General features: G+C 63.3%; 16 protein-coding genes. 11 read left to right on the top strand and 5 right to left on the bottom strand.

The window, feature by feature from the left end; all coding sequences use genetic code 11:
- The first annotated feature begins 324 nt into the window (after positions 1 to 324).
- The 5 genes from ACP3TE_RS01005 (at position 325) to ACP3TE_RS00985 (ending at position 5,246) form a co-directional block, all read left to right on the top strand.
- Positions 325 to 1,641 carry a hemolysin family protein gene (locus tag ACP3TE_RS01005; RefSeq protein WP_105658381.1) on the top strand — a complete coding sequence of 439 codons (1,317 nt, stop codon included), beginning with the start codon at positions 325 to 327 and terminating at the stop codon, positions 1,639 to 1,641.
- The gene (locus ACP3TE_RS01000) at positions 1,634 to 2,707 is read left to right on the top strand and encodes a hemolysin family protein (protein ID WP_166650811.1); all 1,074 of its coding nucleotides are present in this window, start codon (positions 1,634 to 1,636) and stop codon (positions 2,705 to 2,707) included. Before ACP3TE_RS01005 ends, ACP3TE_RS01000 begins: the two co-directional genes overlap by 8 nt.
- A gap of 130 nt (positions 2,708 to 2,837) precedes the next feature.
- The gene (locus ACP3TE_RS00995) at positions 2,838 to 3,671 is read left to right on the top strand and encodes a metal ABC transporter ATP-binding protein (protein ID WP_105662569.1); all 834 of its coding nucleotides are present in this window, start codon (positions 2,838 to 2,840) and stop codon (positions 3,669 to 3,671) included.
- Between the two features lie 9 nt (positions 3,672 to 3,680).
- Positions 3,681 to 4,538 carry a metal ABC transporter permease gene (locus ACP3TE_RS00990; RefSeq protein ID WP_105658383.1) on the top strand — a complete coding sequence of 286 codons (858 nt, stop codon included), beginning with the start codon at positions 3,681 to 3,683 and terminating at the stop codon, positions 4,536 to 4,538.
- 78 nt (positions 4,539 to 4,616) lie between these two features.
- Entirely contained in the window at positions 4,617 to 5,246 is a 630-nt protein-coding gene (locus ACP3TE_RS00985; protein ID WP_426734891.1) for a maleylpyruvate isomerase family mycothiol-dependent enzyme, read from the top strand.
- A 45-nt stretch (positions 5,247 to 5,291) separates the two neighbouring features.
- Here the strand turns inward: ACP3TE_RS00985 and ACP3TE_RS00980 are convergent, their stop codons facing one another.
- Entirely contained in the window at positions 5,292 to 6,752 is a 1,461-nt protein-coding gene (locus ACP3TE_RS00980; RefSeq protein ID WP_133834479.1) for an HNH endonuclease, read from the bottom strand.
- A gap of 114 nt (positions 6,753 to 6,866) precedes the next feature.
- Positions 6,867 to 7,292, bottom strand: a complete 426-nt coding sequence (locus ACP3TE_RS00975; RefSeq protein ID WP_105658386.1) for a Fur family transcriptional regulator — start codon at positions 7,290 to 7,292, stop codon at positions 6,867 to 6,869.
- A gap of 152 nt (positions 7,293 to 7,444) precedes the next feature.
- Between ACP3TE_RS00975 and ACP3TE_RS00970 the strand changes: the two genes are divergently transcribed.
- From ACP3TE_RS00970 to ACP3TE_RS00960, 3 genes are read left to right on the top strand one after another with little or no spacing between them, the layout of a single operon-like run.
- Positions 7,445 to 8,149 (top strand): MBL fold metallo-hydrolase, encoded by a 705-nt coding sequence (locus tag ACP3TE_RS00970; protein ID WP_133834478.1) that lies wholly within the window; start codon positions 7,445 to 7,447, stop codon positions 8,147 to 8,149.
- A complete protein-coding gene (locus tag ACP3TE_RS00965; protein WP_105658388.1) occupies positions 8,146 to 8,982 on the top strand; it encodes a sulfurtransferase in 837 nt (278 codons plus the stop codon). Before ACP3TE_RS00970 ends, ACP3TE_RS00965 begins: the two co-directional genes overlap by 4 nt.
- A gap of 29 nt (positions 8,983 to 9,011) precedes the next feature.
- Positions 9,012 to 9,440 (top strand): HIT family protein, encoded by a 429-nt coding sequence (locus ACP3TE_RS00960; protein WP_426734887.1) that lies wholly within the window; start codon positions 9,012 to 9,014, stop codon positions 9,438 to 9,440.
- A 291-nt stretch (positions 9,441 to 9,731) separates the two neighbouring features.
- Here the strand turns inward: ACP3TE_RS00960 and ACP3TE_RS00955 are convergent, their stop codons facing one another.
- Positions 9,732 to 10,838 carry an IS110 family transposase gene (locus ACP3TE_RS00955; RefSeq protein WP_426734885.1) on the bottom strand — a complete coding sequence of 369 codons (1,107 nt, stop codon included), beginning with the start codon at positions 10,836 to 10,838 and terminating at the stop codon, positions 9,732 to 9,734.
- Between the two features lie 124 nt (positions 10,839 to 10,962).
- Here ACP3TE_RS00955 and ACP3TE_RS00950 point away from each other — a divergent pair, with 124 nt between their 5' ends.
- On the top strand, positions 10,963 to 11,343 hold the full coding sequence (locus tag ACP3TE_RS00950) for a hypothetical protein (protein WP_105662574.1): 381 nt from the start codon (positions 10,963 to 10,965) through the stop codon (positions 11,341 to 11,343).
- Here the strand turns inward: ACP3TE_RS00950 and ACP3TE_RS00945 are convergent.
- Positions 11,340 to 11,774: an Lrp/AsnC family transcriptional regulator gene (locus tag ACP3TE_RS00945; protein WP_105658391.1), complete on the bottom strand. Its 435-nt coding sequence runs from the start codon at positions 11,772 to 11,774 to the stop codon at positions 11,340 to 11,342. The genes ACP3TE_RS00950 and ACP3TE_RS00945 overlap by 4 nt on opposite strands.
- 81 nt (positions 11,775 to 11,855) lie before the next feature.
- Here ACP3TE_RS00945 and ACP3TE_RS00940 point away from each other — a divergent pair, with 81 nt between their 5' ends.
- Together ACP3TE_RS00940 and ACP3TE_RS00935 are read left to right on the top strand one after the other, a co-directional pair.
- Positions 11,856 to 12,632, top strand: a complete 777-nt coding sequence (locus tag ACP3TE_RS00940) for an AzlC family ABC transporter permease (protein WP_426734883.1) — start codon at positions 11,856 to 11,858, stop codon at positions 12,630 to 12,632.
- Entirely contained in the window at positions 12,622 to 12,945 is a 324-nt protein-coding gene (locus ACP3TE_RS00935) for a branched-chain amino acid transporter permease (RefSeq protein ID WP_426734881.1), read from the top strand. The genes ACP3TE_RS00940 and ACP3TE_RS00935 overlap by 11 nt, the downstream gene beginning before the upstream one ends.
- On the opposite strand, the gene hrpA is transcribed toward ACP3TE_RS00935, so the two are convergent.
- Entirely contained in the window at positions 12,940 to 16,899 is a 3,960-nt protein-coding gene (hrpA, locus tag ACP3TE_RS00930; protein WP_426734879.1) for an ATP-dependent RNA helicase HrpA, read from the bottom strand. The two genes, ACP3TE_RS00935 and hrpA, sit on opposite strands and share 6 nt — an antisense overlap.
- Between the last annotated feature and the right edge of the window lie 314 nt (positions 16,900 to 17,213).

Below are 17,213 nucleotides of genomic sequence, written 5' to 3'. Positions count from 1 at the left end.
CCAGTCTAGTGACTTTTCCGCCCACTTGGCCACGGCACGTATGTAATGTCACGAAAGTGTTGCGCCTAACATGCCGTTCAGCGTATCCAAAGCACCGCTGGGCGAGCATGTGTCGAAGTGGTGCGCAATGGCCCTTCGTTCGATAGACTAATTCGCACTATGGAATCCCACTCTCCAAGCCGGTGTGCCGCCCAAGGGCGCAGTGCCGGCCACAACAGTCCATGTTCAGGAAGTTCCGCCTCCCTTTTGGAGCCTTCTAGTTGCCGCCCTGTCGGCACTGGAACTGAACTTCGCACGCCAGTGAATAGGCGGCGGTAAACGCCTATGGAATGGCTCTCAATACTTTTCGGCCTGCTGCTGATTCTCGGCACCGGCTTCTTCGTGGCCGTGGAATTCTCCTTGGTCGCCCTGGATAAAAGCACCGTGCAGCGTGCCGTAAATGACGGCGAGCGTGGCGCTAAGCCGCTGCTGCAGTGCCTCACCTCCCTCTCTACCCAGCTGTCCAGCTGCCAGCTGGGCATTACGCTGACCACGCTGCTGACCGGCTACGTGCTTGAACCCGCAATGAGCGCGCTGCTCGAGCCGTTGATGGAACAATTCGGCATTCCGGCCGCAAGCTCGCTGGCCATTGCCGTGGTGATCTCGATGGTCGTTGCCACCTTGCTTTCGATGCTGATCGGCGAACTGGTCCCGAAGAACATGGCAATTGCCCAGGCGATGAAGGTTGGCAAGCTGCTGGCCCGCCCGCAGCTGGTTTTCACCGCCATCTTCAAGCCGGCCATCATCGTGCTCAACGGCTTCTCGAATGCGGTACTGCGCAAGTTCTTCGGACTCGAAGCCAAGGAAGAAATCTCCGCGGCCCGCTCCTCGCAGGAACTGGCATCGCTGGTCCGCCGTTCGGCTCAGCTGGGCACCTTGGATGTGCAGACCGCTCGCTTCGTGGAATCCACCATTGAATTCTCCGAGCGCACCGCCGCCGACGTGATGACCCCGCGAACCTCGATGTCCACCATTGATTCCGAGGCGGCACTTTCCGAGCTGATCGAGGTCAGCGCGGACACCGGATTCTCGCGTTTCCCGGTCACCACCGGCTCCACCGATGAAATCCAAGGCATCTGCCACGTCAAGGCAATTGTCTCGGTGCCCCGCGAACGCCGCGCAGCGCTGCAGGTCGGCGAGTTCGCCCGCGACGCGCTGTACGTTCCGGAAACCATTCACCTGGATGTGCTGCTTGAGCAGTTGCGCGCCGCCGAGTTCCAGGTCGCGATCGTGATGGACGAATACGGTGGAACCGCTGGACTGGTGACCCTTGAAGACCTGGTCGAAGAAATCGTCGGCGAAGTTTCCGATGAGCACGACGAGGACGAGGAGGAAGCAGTCACCCAGCCCGACGGCAACTGGCTGTTCCCGGGCATGTACCGCCCGGACCAGATCAACGAGAACTTCGATACGGACGTCATCCCGGAAGAGTCGACCTACGAAACCATCGGCGGCTTCATGCTCGCCGAACTGGGCCGCTTGGCTGAACTCAATGACCGCGTCGCCACCGAGCACGGCACCTTCACGGTGACCGAGCTCGATGGCCGCCGCATCTCGCAGGTTCGTTTCGAACCAGCAGTGCAGGAGGATGGCAATGAATGACTTCATGGGCCTGGTCTGGCTGATTGTCTTGCTGGCTGGCAATGCCTTCTTCGTTGCCGGCGAATTCGCGGTGATGAGTGCGCGTCGTTCGCAGATTGAACCCTTGGCCGACGAGGGCAATAAGCGGGCAAAGATCGCGCTGTACGCCATGGAGCATGTTTCGATCATGCTCGCGGTGTGCCAGTTGGGCATTACCGTTTGCTCGCTGCTGATCCTGAATATTTCGGAGCCGGCGATCCACCACCTGCTGGCCGAACCGCTGACCATGATCGGCATGGCCGAATCAGCTGCGGACACCGTAGCGTTCCTGATTGCCTTGATCCTGGTGACCTTCCTGCACGTGACCTTCGGCGAAATGGTGCCGAAGAACATTTCGGTTTCCGTTGCGGACAAGGCCGTGCTGCTGCTGGCCATGCCACTGGTCGGCCTGTCCAAGGTGCTCAAGCCGATTACGGCGTCGCTCAATGGCGTGGCGAACCTGGTGCTGCACGCCTTCGGTATCGAACCGAAGGATGAGGTGGCCAGCTCGTATACCGCCGCTGAAGTCCGATCGATCATCGATGCTTCATCCGAGGAAGGCGCGCTGGATGAGGACGATGCCGCACGCTTGACCAAAGCGCTGGAATTCTCCTCGGTTACCGCGCGCAGCTGCATGGTTCCGCTGGATGACCTGTTCACCTTGGAATACGGGCAGACGACCGCGCGCGCTTTCGAGAAGAAGGTCGGCAAGACCGGATTCTCGCGCATGGTGATCACCAAGAACGAGGTTCCGGTGGGCTACTGGCATGTGAAGGACGTGATGCTCATCGATGATGCCCACTCCACGCAGCCACTGCTTGATTTGCCATTGCACCCGCTGGGCCGGTTGGAGCAGGACACCGAAATCGAGGCCGCCCTGGAAGCGATGCGGCAGGAAGGCAACCACCTTTCGGCGGTTGTCGACGAGTCGGGGGCAACGCTCGGCGTGCTCTTCCTGGAGGACGTGATCGAGGTGCTGGTCGGTGAAATCACCGATACCACGCGAAAACGCGTCAACCCGCCTCGCAGCGAAAAACGGGCAAATTAGCTCAAGCTCACCCCTGAGTGCATATTGCGAATGACTCGCAACTGATACGATTGACTGCGGCACCCATTACGGGTGCCGCAGTTTTTCGTTGCCGGCCCATCCTCAGCCAGCGCAATCCAGAAAGCAGTCAATGACAGAGACCCCCATCGTCAGGTTTGAAGACGCGCGCCTTGCCTATGGCTCCCGCGTGCTCTGGGATGAACTCAACCTATCCATAGCGGCGGGGGAGTTCCTTGCAGTTCTAGGGCCCAACGGCTCGGGCAAGACCAGCTTCATCAACACGATGCTCGGCACCACCGCGCTCAATCGAGGCAGGGTCTCGATCGCCGGGGAGGCCGTGCGCCGGGGGTCGGCTGCCGTGGGGTTGATCCCGCAGCAGCGCCCCTTCGGGGACAACGTTCCCCTGCGCGCTCGCGACCTGGTCGCACTGGGACTGGATGGAACCCGGCCCGGGATTCGCGTGGCCCGCAGGGCCGTGCGCAACAAGGTCGACGAACTGCTGGAACTGGTCGGCGCTACCGCCTACGCCAACCGTGCGGTGTCCGACCTTTCCGGAGGCGAGCAGCAGCGCCTGCGCGCAGCGCAGGCTTTGGCCAGCGATCCCCGGGTCCTGCTATGCGACGAGCCGCTGCTCTCCCTGGACCTCAATCACCAGCAGGCGATCAGCGAAGTGATTCACCGCCAGGCCGCAGAGCGCGGCAGCGCGGTAGTCTTCGTGACGCACGAGATCAACCCGATCCTGCCCTATGTCGACCGCGTCTTGTACCTGGCCGAAGGTCGCTTCCATCTGGGCAGCGTGGATGAAGTCATGCAGTCTGCGGTGCTCACCGAACTTTACGGTGCTCCGGTCGAGGTGCTGCGGGTCAATGGCCGCATCGTGGTGGTCTCGGGCGATGGCAATCGGGCATTGCCGGCCGATGGGCACGACCACGTTGAAGAAATCGATCTAGAGACCGGAAAGTAGGAGCAGGACATGGACTTTTCGGATCTCATCGAGAAGGCGTTCAACTTCCAGGATTACGGACTGCTGCTTCCGCTGGTGACCAATTCCCTGATTGCCGGTGCAGTCCTGGGCGTGGTTGGCGGTCTGATCGGCATCTTCATCATGATGCGGGACATGGCTTTCGCCGTGCACGGCATCGCTGAGCTGTCCTTTGCGGGGGCGGCCTTCGCCTTGCTCATCGGCGCCGACGTGGTGACTGGCTCGGTGTTCGGGTCCATGATCGCGGCGCTGATCCTTGGCATTCTCGGAACCCGGGCGCGGGATCGAAATTCCATCACCGGCGTGCTGATGCCTTTCGGCCTTGGCCTGGGCATCTTGTTCCTGTCGCTGTATGAAGGGCGAAGCGCCAATAAGTTTGGCCTGCTGACCGGCCAGATCGTGGCCGTGGATGACGTGCAATTGACAGGAATGCTGGTCCTTTCGGCGGTGGTAGTGATCGCGCTGCTGGTTATTTGGCGTCCGCTGACCTTCGCTTCGGTGGACCCGGTGGTTGCCAATGCCCGGGGCGTGCGCACTGCTGGCCTGTCCATCGTCTTCATGATGATCCTGGCGCTGGCTGTAGCGGTGACGATTCAAGTGGTCGGTGCCTTGCTGGTGCTGGCGCTGCTGATCACGCCCGCCGCAGCCGCCATGCGCGTGAGCTCCAATCCGGTCATCACCGTCGTGCTCTCCATCGTGTTCGCGGAACTGGCTGTCGTGGGCGGCATCCTTCTTGCCCTGGCTGGTTCCTTGCCGATCAGTCCATATGTGACCACGATTTCGTTCGTGATCTATGTGGTCTGCCGCGGAATCGAAGCGGTGCGTTCCCCTCGCCGCCACCAAGTCTAGGAGCTGCATTCGGCCAGCGCGCCCCCGCTGGTTCCGGGCCCGGTTGACTAGCAAGCAGCCGAACCTCCAAGCTGGAGCATGAGCAAAATTCCAGCCAGTGAGATCTGGCCATTGGTGCATGCCGAACGCCTGGCCCTGATCGACGATCTGGGAACTTTGGATCCGGATCAGTGGGAAGTTCCCTCCCTGTGCGATGGGTGGAGCGTCCATGACGTGGCTGCTCATTTGGCAGATAACGCGCGTGCGACTTTCTTCCGCCTGCTTGCCGGGATGGCCAAGGCCGGATTCAGCTTGGACCGCCAGAACGACAATGGCGTGGCCGCCGAGAAGGCCGCGACTCCCGATGGGACATTGCGCAGGCTCGTCGAGGTCGCGGCTTTGCGGGCCACTCCACCGATTCCGCTTGCCAGCAGGTTGGTGGAGGAAATCGCCCATGGGGAAGACATCCGTCGTGCCGTGGGCCTGAAACGGGCCTATCCTGCAGAATCCCTGGAGCCAGCAATCAAATACCAGGCAGCGACCCCGCAGGGTGTCGGGGGTGCCAAGGAATTAGCGAGCAGGGTCCAGCTGTGCAGCGAAGACGAAGACTTCCGGCTGGGCATCGGCCCGCAGATCGCAGGACCGCGCCTTGAACTGCTGATGCTGGTTTCAGGCCGAGGCAAGCACGCTGTGGGCCTGACGGGTCCGGGGCTGGCCCTCGTGCGGTAAATTGCAGAATAGGGAGGGGCCGCGCGGCAGAACGCGCGCCGTTGCCTAGGTTTCAGTAGTTCCTGGTCCGTCGGGCCTGGTGAGCCGTTCCTTGAAATCAGCGAACCATTTCGAGTCGCGCATTAGTTGCGGGAATGGCTTGTGCATGAATCCAGTTGCCGGTGGCGCAGTGGATCGATAGGACATCGCCGAGCCCGGACAGATCATCATCGAGTGCCGATCGCGGAAAGCGGTGTACTCGTACCAGCCGTCGGCCTGCTTTGCCTTGTTGCAGGTCGCGCAACGGCCCGAGGCATTGGCCACGGTCGTCTTGCCGCCACGTGCATACTGGAGCACGTGGTCTGTTTCTTCGACCAGCCCGTCGCAGAAGGGCGTTCGGCAATGCCGATCGCGAATCCCGATGAACCTCTTGAGCTTATCCGGGAAGATCCGGGCTTTGGAATCCATCGCGATTAGTTCCTGGTCCCCGGGAGCGGTGTAGAGACGAGTTATCTCCGTCATCACTTCGATCCGCTCAATATTCTCGGGGGCGAGTTCGGCTTCCATTTCCGCGAAGGTCAGCTCGTTGGGAATCTGGTGGCCGCCAATGAGTTCCCGCGCAGTCTGCGCGGGGATGAAGCCGTAGCCTTCCAAGTAGGCCGGTTCGCGATCACCCATGAACAGCGCTCTATCGGTCATGACCAGTCCGAGCTGGACGTTGATCTTCTGCTCATTGTTTTCATCGAAGAACATGTAGCGGGCCAGCAGATCGGCCTGGATCTGGGTGCGGGTGCGGGCATCGCCCTTGCGCTTGATCCTGCATGACTGGTTTCGCAGCGTCATCTGCAATCCGGTTCCGCCAACGATAGGCAGACGGGCCTGGAGGAAGACGCACCCTGCTTCCCGATCGGTGCGGAAGCGAACGTAGCGTTGCTGGTTGGCTTCCTTCAGCTTCTTGTCTTCCCGGTCCGATGCGTACTTGATCGTGAAGCTGGTGACCGTTTCCTTGATGCGCTTGGGGCCCATGGATTCGAACATGTCTGGATTCTGCCCGTAGATCGCATCGAACTCGGTGCGGCGCAATGGCCGGACTTCCTGCAGCGGGGTGAGCATTGCGTTGATCTGCGCTTCGGTGAATTCACCACGGGAGAATGCGGCAGCGATATTCGGGGTGTCCTCGAAGAGGATGCGGCAATTGGCCAGGTAGTTCCTGGAACCGCGTTGAGTCTGCTTGCGGGCGATGGCAACGCGGCTGGCCGCTCCGCGGACCTGGTCATCGATGTTGGTGCCGCGCTCTTCATTCTCGCGCAGGACTTCCTTCTCCAACTGGTGAGCCAGGCCGGCTTGCTGATAGCGCAAGGATGAGACCAGTCCTTCGACGGACTCGATAACCCGGGCGCACGCGGCCTTGCCGCCGTGGTCATGGAACCATGACAGGTCGTTCTGCAGCTGGATCAGGTGGGATTCGAAATCCGGCTGATCTGCTGGGCGGGCTAGGCTGTTTCCTTGCGCCTTTGCTTCGAACATAGTACTAGTATACGCCCATTGCTCGAATATGTCTTCGAATGATTCAGCTGTGGATTACCGAATTCTTGGGGCGCCGAACAGTCCGCTGGACCCAGGTCCAGGCAGCGGAAAGGGCTACGAGGCAGCGGGGGCGCCAGCCTTGGCTTTGGCACGGCAGTCGGCGCAGAGGCCGTAGATTTCCACGGTGTGCTCGGGATCGGAGAAGTCGTGCTCCGCGGCAACCCGAGCGGCCCAGCGCTCGACGGAAGGGGCAAGTACCTCGACGGTTTTGGAGCAAACGCGGCAGACCAGATGATGGTGGTGGACCTCGGTGACGCACTGGCGGAAGCGGGCTTCTCCATCTCCGCTGCGCAGCACATCGACCAGGCCATCGTCGGCCATGGACTGCAGCAGGCGGTACACGGTGGCCAGCGAAACCTTTTTCTCCGAATCCTGCAGCCAACGATGCAGCTGCTGGGCGGTGGCGAAATCATCGACCTCGCCCAGTGCCTCGGTGACGGCCAGGCGCTGCTTGGTGACCCGGGTTTCTGGCTGGGACATCGACGTGCACCATTCCTTGAGTTTGTTGCGGACCGGCGATGAGCCAGCGAACTGGGCCAATCACCTGCGGTTTCCCTCAATTTTAGCCAACTTTGCGTTGCAATGCGTGTCTGGCTCTGGCATGGGCGGGGCGCTGAGCCTACGCTAAGGATATGCGCATCAAACTTAGGGGCCATTCCTGCTTGGAAGCGAGCACGATCGACGGCAAGGTCTTGCTGGATCCGGGCGGATTTTCGCAGCTTGACGACGCGTTCGACGGCATCAATGCCGTGCTGGTCACCCATGAGCATGCTGACCATGCCGACCAGCCGGCCATTGCCGCCGCGCTGGAGGCGAATTCCATCCTGGAGCTCTACGCGCCGGCCGCGCTGGCGCAGGCGATGCGCGACCAGCTGCCACCAGCGGCCCAATCCCAGGTGGTGACGGTGCGAGCCGGGGCCGACTTCATTGTCGGCGGCATTCGCGTACGGACTTTCGGAGGCACCCACGCCACCATCCACCATTCCATTGCAGTGGTTGCCAACGTGGGCTACCTCCTGGGGGACCGCGCGGTAGGCCAGCTGGAGGTCTTCCACCCGGGCGACAGCTACCAGGTGCCGGTGGGGGCGCAGCCGGATGTGCTGCTGCTGCCGGTGATGGCCCCGTGGGGCAAGATGGCCGAGGCTGCCGACTTCGCGGTGGCCGTGGATGCGAAGTGCTGGATGCCGATCCACGACGGGCTGCTCAACGCCGACGGACTGGGGCTTTTCGATCGCCAGCTCGGCGCGATCGCCCAGCGGGCAGGATGCAGCTATGTGCGCTTGGAACCTGGAATCGAACATCATCTCGACGAGTTGCTGGGAGGCACCAACGAATGAACCCCTTGATAAGCGCCGCGCAGCTTCGCGAAATCCTGGACGCCGGGGGCCAGCCGGTGCTGCTCGATGTGCGGTGGGTCCTGGGCCGCGACGACGGGGCGCAGAGCTACGCTGCCGGGCATATCCCCGGCGCGGTGTTCGCTGACCTGGAAAAAGAGCTTTCCGGTGCGCCGGGCGAGCATACCGGCCGCCACCCGCTGCCTTTGCCGGCGGACTTCGAGCAGGCCGCGCGCGGCTGGGGCATCAACGCCCAGAGCCACGTGGTGGCGTACGACAACTCCGGAGCCCTCGCCGCGGCCCGGGCCTGGTGGCTGCTGCGCCATGCCGGATTCGACCGCGTGCAGGTGCTCGACGGCGGGCTCGGGGCCTGGACGGACGCCGGCGGAGAGCTGGCGCTGGGCTACGAGCAGGCCGCCAAGGGCAGCGTTTCGCTGTCGTGGGGCCGGATGCCGGTGGTGGAGTACGAGGAGCTGGACACCTTGCCCGGCACCCTGATCGACTCGCGGGCCACCGCGCGCTACCTGGGCATCGAGGAACCCATCGACCCGGTGGCCGGGCATATTCCCGGTGCGCTGAACCGTCCCACCACCGACAACCTCGACGCGCAGATGCGTTTCCGGGCGCCGGAGGTGCTGCATTCCAGCTTCGTGACGCTGGGTGCCCACAGGCCGGGGTCGGCCGCCTACTGCGGTTCGGGGATCACCGCGGCGCACCAGGTATTGGCCGCGGCAAGTGCCGGGATCCCGCTGGGGCTCTTCCCCGGCAGCTGGTCCGAATACTGCTCCTACCCGGATGCGCCGGTCGCTACGAGCGACGAGAAGCACCGCCACTAGAATTCAGCCATCGAGCAAGAAAGGCAGCAATGAGTACGCTGTTCACCAAGATCATCAACGGGCAGATCCCGGGCCGCTTCGTGTGGGAGGACGAAACCTGCGTGGCGTTCTTGTCCATCGGGCCGCTCTCCGACGGGCACGCACTGGTGGTTCCGCGCGAGGAAGTCGACGAGTTCACCGATGCCTCCGACGAGCTGGTTGCGCACCTGACCCTGGTCGCGGCCAAGATCGGGCGCACCCAGAAGCGCGTGTTTTCCGCGCAGCGCGCGGGCCTGATGATCGCCGGATTCGAGGTGCCGCACCTGCATGTGCATGTCTGGCCGACCAACTCGCTGGCGGACTTCGACCTGTCCAATGCGGCCGATAACCCGGATCCGGTGGCCATGGACAAGAACGCGCAAGCGCTTCGCGCGGGCCTGCGCGAAGATGGCCACGGGGAATTCGTGCCCGAGGCCTGATATGTGCCCGTAATTGTCAAGTAGGCATGGGTTAGCACCCGCTCGGCTGGATTGCCGAGCGGGTGCTTTTCACCTCCCTGATCGACCCGGTGGTGCGGCGTGTCTTGGTGACGCGTGGTCAGTCTGACATACGCGGGTTGGTTACCGCATGACCCTGTTTCGGCGAGAGCAACCAGCTTGTCTAGGATCGAGCGTGGCACCTCTTGGGATGCTGCTCATAGGCCTTCCGCTGATGCGCTCTTCACGCTGCATGCTCCACTTGGCATGATATGAGAGGCGAGTCTTGCAGAATTATTCGTCCATCACGGCCAATGACCAGCACCAACCGGCAAGTTCACGGGCAATCGCGGTGCACGCGACGGTGTGCTTCTTCTTGTGGCTGGCCAGGGTATTCCACCGCTGGTTCAGGCGCCGATTCCCGGCATCGCCCCGTGCCGCTGCCTGGGCCGATGCCTTGGCCCACCGGTCGGTCATGGTTTTCCCCGGCTGGTACCGCGGTTTGTGATGCCATGCAGCCTCGACGAGCAGCCGGCGGGCATGGGTGTTCCCGGTCTTCGTGATCCCGCCCAAGGACCTGCTGGTCCCCGAGGAATATTCGCTGGGCACCAGGCCAAGATAGGACGCAATGGTGCGGCCGGTGAATCGATCCCAGTCACCGAGCTCGACTGCGAGAGCGAACCCGGTCAGGGTGTTGATGCCACGCAGGCAGCACAGCCTGTTGGTCACGGCAGTGAACTGGGATTCGGCAGCCATCTTGCTGATCTGCTCATCGAGCCGGTCACGCCGGGCAAGACCGAAAGTGGCCGCATCGAAGGCAGCGTCGAAGGCCGCTAACGTTCCGGTGCCAAGGCTCGCGAGCTCGTTCTTCCTGATACGCCGCAGCCATGCCTCATGCCTGGAGCCCCAGCACGTACTGCCGTCATAGATGAAGCTATGGCGCAGCAGGAGCTTCGAGAGCCGATGCCTGCACATCATCAGCTCAACTCTGGCGTCCTCGCGTGCTCGGACGAGGTCTCTGGCGGATTCCTCGGCGAGCGTCGGCACGCGCACTGCCACGAGTTCATCGACTTTGATCAGTCGTGCCAGCAGCAGGGCATCGCGGGCATCGGTTTTGACCTTGTCCCCGGAAGGGCGCAGGAGCTTCGACGGGGCCGCGACGGTCACCGGGTAGTGCATGCCCGCGAGGGTGCGTGCGAGGCTGAATCCGGTAGGACCGGCTTCGTAGGCGACCGCGACGGGTCCGTGGTCGGCAGCGATCCCGTTGATCCATGTCGTGACGGCTTCGTTCCCGCCGGGGAGTTTCGCTTCGAGGACTTCACCCGTGCGGGTGTCGAGGGCTGTTGCGCGGATGGATCGTGCGTGCACATCCAGTCCGATCGCAGTACGCTGGGTAAACATCAGGGCCTCCGCTGCATGTCGGCATCCCCGAGCCGTTCTCGGGGATGATCCACGAATCTGCACCGTGAGGCCCTGATCCGCAAGAGGCCTGGCGAAAAAACCTCTTACTCATAGGGTCTAGCCGGTGCAATTCATCCGCTACCAGGGCACCGAGCCCAATCACCGCGGCGTGCACCTGGGGATTTTCGCGCTGGCCAATTCCCTGGGCCACGGCGGGAAGCTGAGCGCCGCCGAACACGCCATCTGGCGTGCGGGCAACGACTGGTACGACGCTGCCTATCCGAACCCGAGCCGCACCCATCGGGCAATCTACGATCATGCGATCAACCCCGGGGCCGTGGCGTGGTTCAAGGGCAGCGCGCAGCACCTGCTGGAGCGCGTCGAGCCGTATTTGCGGTTGCTCGACGCGCACCGGATCGGCTGGGAGAAGCTGGAAAGCAGTGCTCCGGGCACCATCATCTACGAAGATGACGTGCAGGTGATCGCCACGCCCGCAGTGCCCTAGCCCTTCACCCGGCGCATGGTCATGTGGGAGGTGACGCGGCGGACCGCCGGCAGCGCGGTCAGCTTGGGAATCAGGTCCCGGTCGTAGGCCTCGGCATCGGCCACCTGGATGCGCAGGAAGTAGTCGGGCTGGCCGTAGAGGCGGCGTATTTCGGTAACGCCGGCAACGGTGTCCACCGCCTTCTCGAATTCGTCGAGGCTGTGCTCGTTGTTCATTTCGACGTCAATGGCCACGGTAACCTCGAAGCCCCTGCCATAGGCCTTGGGATTGACGATCGCCTTGTAGCCATGGATGATTCCCTCGGCCTCCAGGCGCTGGACGCGGCGCAGGCAGGGAGCGGGGGTCAGGCCCACCCTGCGCGAGAGCTCGAGGTTGCTGATGCGGCCGTCATTTTCCAGTTCGGCAATAATTGCGCGGTCAAGATCATCCATGCATCTATTATTGCCGATCCAACCCGTCGGTTGGCTAGAATTGGCAACCATATTTGGCTTGGAATTTCCTAATATTGCTTCATGAGCGAAAAACTGGCAATGAAAGGTTCCCGGCCTTTGTCCGACGAGGGCCGATGGCAGCAGATCAGGCTGGGCGCGAAAAATGTGCTTCCCGCCAGTCTGGCGGTCATGCCATTGGGCCTGGCCCTGGGCGTGCTGCTGGTGCGCTCGGGATTGCCCTGGTGGTCAGCTCCCTTGCTTGCCGGGCTGGTGTTCGCCGGTTCCCTGGAATTCCTCTTGATCGGGCTGCTTGCCGCCGTGGCGCCGCTGTCCCATATCGCCCTGACCACGCTGGTAGTCAATTTCCGCCACGTATTCTATGCGATCTCTTTCCCGCTGCACCGGGTCAAGGGCCAGGGGGCGAAGTTCTACAGCATGTTTGCGCTGACCGATGAGGCCTATGCGCTGACCCTGCAGGCCGAGCGGAAGGACTATTCCTCGACGCGGATCCTGGCCATCCAGAGCCTGTTCCATGCAAGCTGGACCACCAGCGTGCTGGGCGGATCGCTGCTGGGCGCAATGATCCCCGAATCCATCAGGGGTCTGGAATTTGCGGTGACCGCATTGTTTGCCGTGCTGGCGATCGAAGCGTTCAAGGCCTACCGCAGTGTGCCGCTGTCCATGCTGGCGCTGATCAGCGCCGTGGCGGCCAGCTGGATCGCACCGCAGAGCATGATGGTGGTAGCCATGGCGATTTTCCTGGCCGGACTTGCGGCGGCCTACCTGCTGCGACGGCGCACCGGCACCGCTCAGCAGGCCGGCGGGCAGCAGGCGGGAGAAGCAGCCGATGCCCGATAGCCTCTACCTCTCCTCGGCCATCGCGTTGAGCACCGCAGTGACCTTCGGGCTGCGTGCCTTGCCCTTCGCCTTCATCGCCAAATTGCGCAGCAACGCGTTCATCAACTACCTGGCGCTGCGCATGCCCTTGGGAATCATGGTGGTGCTGGTTGCTTCCACGGTGCCTGCCGGCATTGCGGATCCGGCCGTGGCGTGGCCGGTGGCCACCGCCCTGGCGGCCACCGTGGTGCTGCACCTGCTCAAGTCCAATGCGGTGCTCAGCGTGCTGGGCGGTACCGCCGTCTACGTTGGGATCCTCAGCTGGCCGCTATAGCTGCGCCAGCGAATCCTTGATCGCCTTGCGGATGCGCTTTTCGCTGACCGAATAGGCGGTGCCCAGCTCTTGGGCGAACAGCGAAATGCGCATTTCCTCCAGCATCCACTTCACCTGGGCCAAGTCCGCCGGCACCCGGGCTCCGGGCGGAACCCGATCCAGGGCGGTATCGTATTCGTCTTCCAGCTTCTGGATCACGACCAGGGCCTGGGAATCACGGGTGACCGCACCTGCGCGCAGCTTCTCCAAGCGCATCTCGATGCCCTGCACATAGCGCGGCAGGCGCATCAGGTTCGCTGCCCCGGTGGCCGCGATGAAGCCCGGATAGATCAGCTGCTCGAGCTGGGAGCGGATATCGGTGACTGCCGCGAACATCGCCAGGGAGTTGGTGCTCTTCAGATCCTTGTTGATCCGGGTCGAGGAGCCGAAGACCTTCGCCACGATCGCGGTAATCGTGAAGACCGTGTCGATCTGCTCGGCGCGCACCGTCTCGAACAGCGCCTCGAATTCGGCGCGGTTCATCGGCAGCTTCTCGGGCACCAGCTGGTCTACCGCGGCCATGGTGCAATCGGCAATCAGCTTCTCGATGGACCCGTGCGGGTTCTGCGTGAACACCAGCTTCTCAGCGTTCTTCAGGTGCGAAATCACGAACTTCCCGGCAGGCGGCAAGCGCAGCATCAGCAACCGGATGACACCGGTGCGGTGCGCCGCATCGCGCTCGGCCTGGGTGCGGAAAACACTCAGGTCGACCTTTTCGCCGGTGTCCATCAGCCCCGGATAGGCGGTGATCTGCTGGCCCATCACCGTGGTGGTGACCTTGGCAGGCAGCGTATCGCCCAGGGTTTCGCCTGATGATTCCAGCTGCGGCCAATGATCCAGCGACTTCTGGTCCCAGGCGCCGGTGGCCGCCGCTGCGGTGGCCGCGGCGCCCTTCTTCTTGGACTGCGCCTTCGACGCGGCCGCAGGCCTGCCAGGCACCCCCGGCATGCCGGTGGCGACACCGGGGGAGTTGACCCCGCTGGCCAGCGCGGCGCGGTTGGCCGCGGCGAACTTGTACTGCAAGGCGGCCAGGTCATCGCCGCTGCCCAGCGCCTTCCCCGAAGCATCGGTGACGGTGAAGCCGAAGCGCAGGTGCGCGGGCAGCGTGGAGAAATCGAACACCGAAGGCTCGACGACCATGCCGCGCAGCCGGCGCAGCACCAGCGCCAGGGAATCGGCCAGGTCATCGGCCGCCGGATCGAAGTCCGCCTCCAGCATGGCCAGCGCCTTGGCCGCCACATCCGGGGCGGGCACGAAGTTCTTGCGGATGGCCTTGGGCATCGAACGGATCAGCGCGGTGAGCAGCTCGTGGCGCAACCCCGGAATCAGCCAGGCGAAGCGCGCGGGATCCAGCTGGTTCAAGAACACCACCGGGACCGTGAGCGACACGCCATCGCCTTCTCCTGGGGCGGCCGCCGGGTTGTACTCGTAGGACAGCGGCAAGTGGATGCTGCCCAGCTGCCAGGTGGTGGGGAACGCGGCCTCGTCAACCGCATCGGACTCGGCCAGCAGCGCCTCGGGGTCGAAGTCCAGCAGCGAGGGATCGGTGGCGCGGGCCTTCTTCCACCAGCGGTCGAAGTGGCGCTCCGAGTAGACCTCGGCGCCCACCCGGGCATCGTAGAAGGCGAACAGGTCTTCATCGGAAATGCGGAGGTCATGGCGGCGCATGCGGGTTTCGAGCTCTTCGACTTCTTCGAGCAGCGCCCGGTTCTTGGCGAAGAACTTATGGTGGGTGCGCCAATCGCCCTCCACCAGCGCGTGGCGGATGAACAGCTCGCGAGCCAGGTCCTTATCCACCCGCCAGTAGTGGAACTGGCGGCGCGGGATGATCGGCAGGCCGAAAAGCGTGACCTTCTCGTAGCCCATGACCGAACCGGTGCGCTTGGACCAGTGCGGCTCGGAGTGGGTGCGCTTGAGCAGGTGCGGAGCCAGCTCTTCCACCCATTCGGGGGAGATGGCCGCGTTGGTGCGGGCCCACAGCCGCGAGGTTTCCACCAGCTCGGCGGACATCACCCAGGTCGGGGACTTCTTGAACAGGCCCGAGCCGGGGAAGATCGCAAAACGGGTGCCGCGCGCGCCCAGGTAGTCGCGCTTGCGCTCATCGTAGAGCCCGATGTGCCCCAGCAGGCCCGACAGCAGCGACTTGTGCACCTGGTCCTCATTGGCCGCCGGGTCGATCGGGGCGGCCGCCATGGTGATGCCCAGCGGCTTGGCCAGCTGGCGCAGCTGGGTGAACAGGTCCTGCCACTCGCGCACGCGCAGGTAGTTGATGAACTCGTTCTTGCACAGCCGGCGGAAAGCGGAGGAGGACAGGTCCTTCTGCTGCTCCTGCAGGTAGGCCCACAAATTCAGCAATGCAATGAAGTCGGACTTGTCATCGGCGAAGCGCTTATGCAGCTCCACCGCACGATCACGCTGCCCGGTCTCCTCGCTGGGACGCTCGCGCGGGTCCTGGATGCTCAGCCCGGCAGCCAGCACCATCACTTCCTTGGCGACCCCGCGCTGTGCGGACTCGACGATCATCCGGCCCAGGCGCACATCCAGCGGCAGCACCGCCAGCGCCCTGCCGGTTTCGGTCAGCTTCGCGGCCTTGTCCTGCTCCAGCGCACCGAGCTCGCGCAGCAGGTTCACGCCATCGGTGATGGCCTTGGCTTCGGGCGGCTGGACGAACGGGAAGCTGGCAACCTCGGCGGCCGAAGCGACCACGCCCATGGAGATCATCTGCAGGATCACGCTGGCCAGGTTGGTGCGCAGGATTTCCGGGTCGGTGAATTCGGGACGCGCCTCGTAGTCGGGCTCCGAGTACAAGCGGATGGCGATGCCCTCCGACACGCGGCCGCAACGTCCCGAACGCTGGTTGGCGCTGGCCTGGGAGACGCGCTCGATGGGCAGGCGCTGCACCTTGGTGCGGTGCGAGTAGCGCGAAATGCGGGCGGTGCCGGTATCGATCACGTACTTGATGCCCGGCACCGTCAGCGAGGTCTCGGCGACGTTGGTGGCCAGGATGATGCGCGGGGCGCCACCGGGGTGGAAGACCCGGTGCTGCTCGGCCAGCGACAGCCGGGCGAACAGCGGGAGCACCTCATAGCGCGGCAGGCGCTTATTGGCGGTGACCATGGCGCGCAAGGCTTCGGCCGCGTCGCGGATTTCGCGCTCGCCGGAGAAGAAGATCAGGATGTCCCCGGGCGCTTCGCCGCTCAGTTCCTTGACCGCGTCGGTGACCGCATCCAGTGGGTCGCGTTCTTCCTCCAGCGTGTTCTCCGCGGCCTCGTCCGCGTCGACATCGAGCTCGGCCTGCAGCGGGCGGTAGCGCAATTCGACGGGGAAGGTGCGCCCGGAAACCTCCAGGATCGGGGCAGGCTCGACGCCGCCGCCGGGCAGCGGCTTGCCGAAGTGCTCGGCGAAGCGCTGCGGGTCGATGGTGGCGGAGGTGATGATGATCTTCAGCTCGGGGCGCTTGGGCATGATCTGCTTGAGGTAGCCCAGCAGGAAATCGATGTTCAGGCTGCGCTCGTGGGCCTCGTCGATGATGATCGCCGAGTATTTCTTGAGCAGCTTGTCGCGCTTGATCTCGGCTAGCAGGATGCCGTCGGTCATCACCTTCAGCTTGGTCTTGCGCGAAACCTCGCCGGTGAAGCGCACGTGGAAGCCGACTTCCTCGCCGATTTCGGTGCCCATTTCCTCGGCGATGCGCTCGGCCACGGTGCGCGCGGCCAGGCGGCGCGGCTGGGTGTGCCCGATCATGCCCTTCTCGGCCAGGCCGAGCTCGATGAGCATCTTGGGAAGCTGGGTGGTCTTGCCCGAACCGGTTTCGCCGGCGATTACCACGACCTGGTTTTCGCGGACCGCGGCGAGGATGTCCTCGCGGCGGGCTGAAACGGGAAGGGCTTCGGGATACGTAATGCTGAGCGCCATGATGTTCCCATTCTATTCGCGCCACGCATTTTCGTGGTGGCCGCCGGGCCGAAGCCCGATTCGGGGCAGGAAATGTGCTCCCGGACGCATTGCTCCATGAGTCAAATTTTCAGATTGTCCAAGCAATTGTCGACAAGTTCGGGCCGGTAAATACAAAACTTCCAGATTCTGCTTCCCGGCGGAGCATTTGTGTCCACAAGAATCCGTATCAAGATGCAAACGTCTAGGAATCGACCTTGATTGTAGGCAAGGTGAGGTCGTTCACATGTAAGATCGGGGGTAATCATCGATGTGATGCCTGGACGGTTCCCGCA

This window comes from Glutamicibacter sp. 2E12 (assembly GCF_050030965.1).
In the GTDB taxonomy this organism is placed as follows: Bacteria; Actinomycetota; Actinomycetes; order Actinomycetales; family Micrococcaceae; genus Glutamicibacter.
This window is presented reverse-complemented; position numbering and strand designations above follow the sequence as displayed.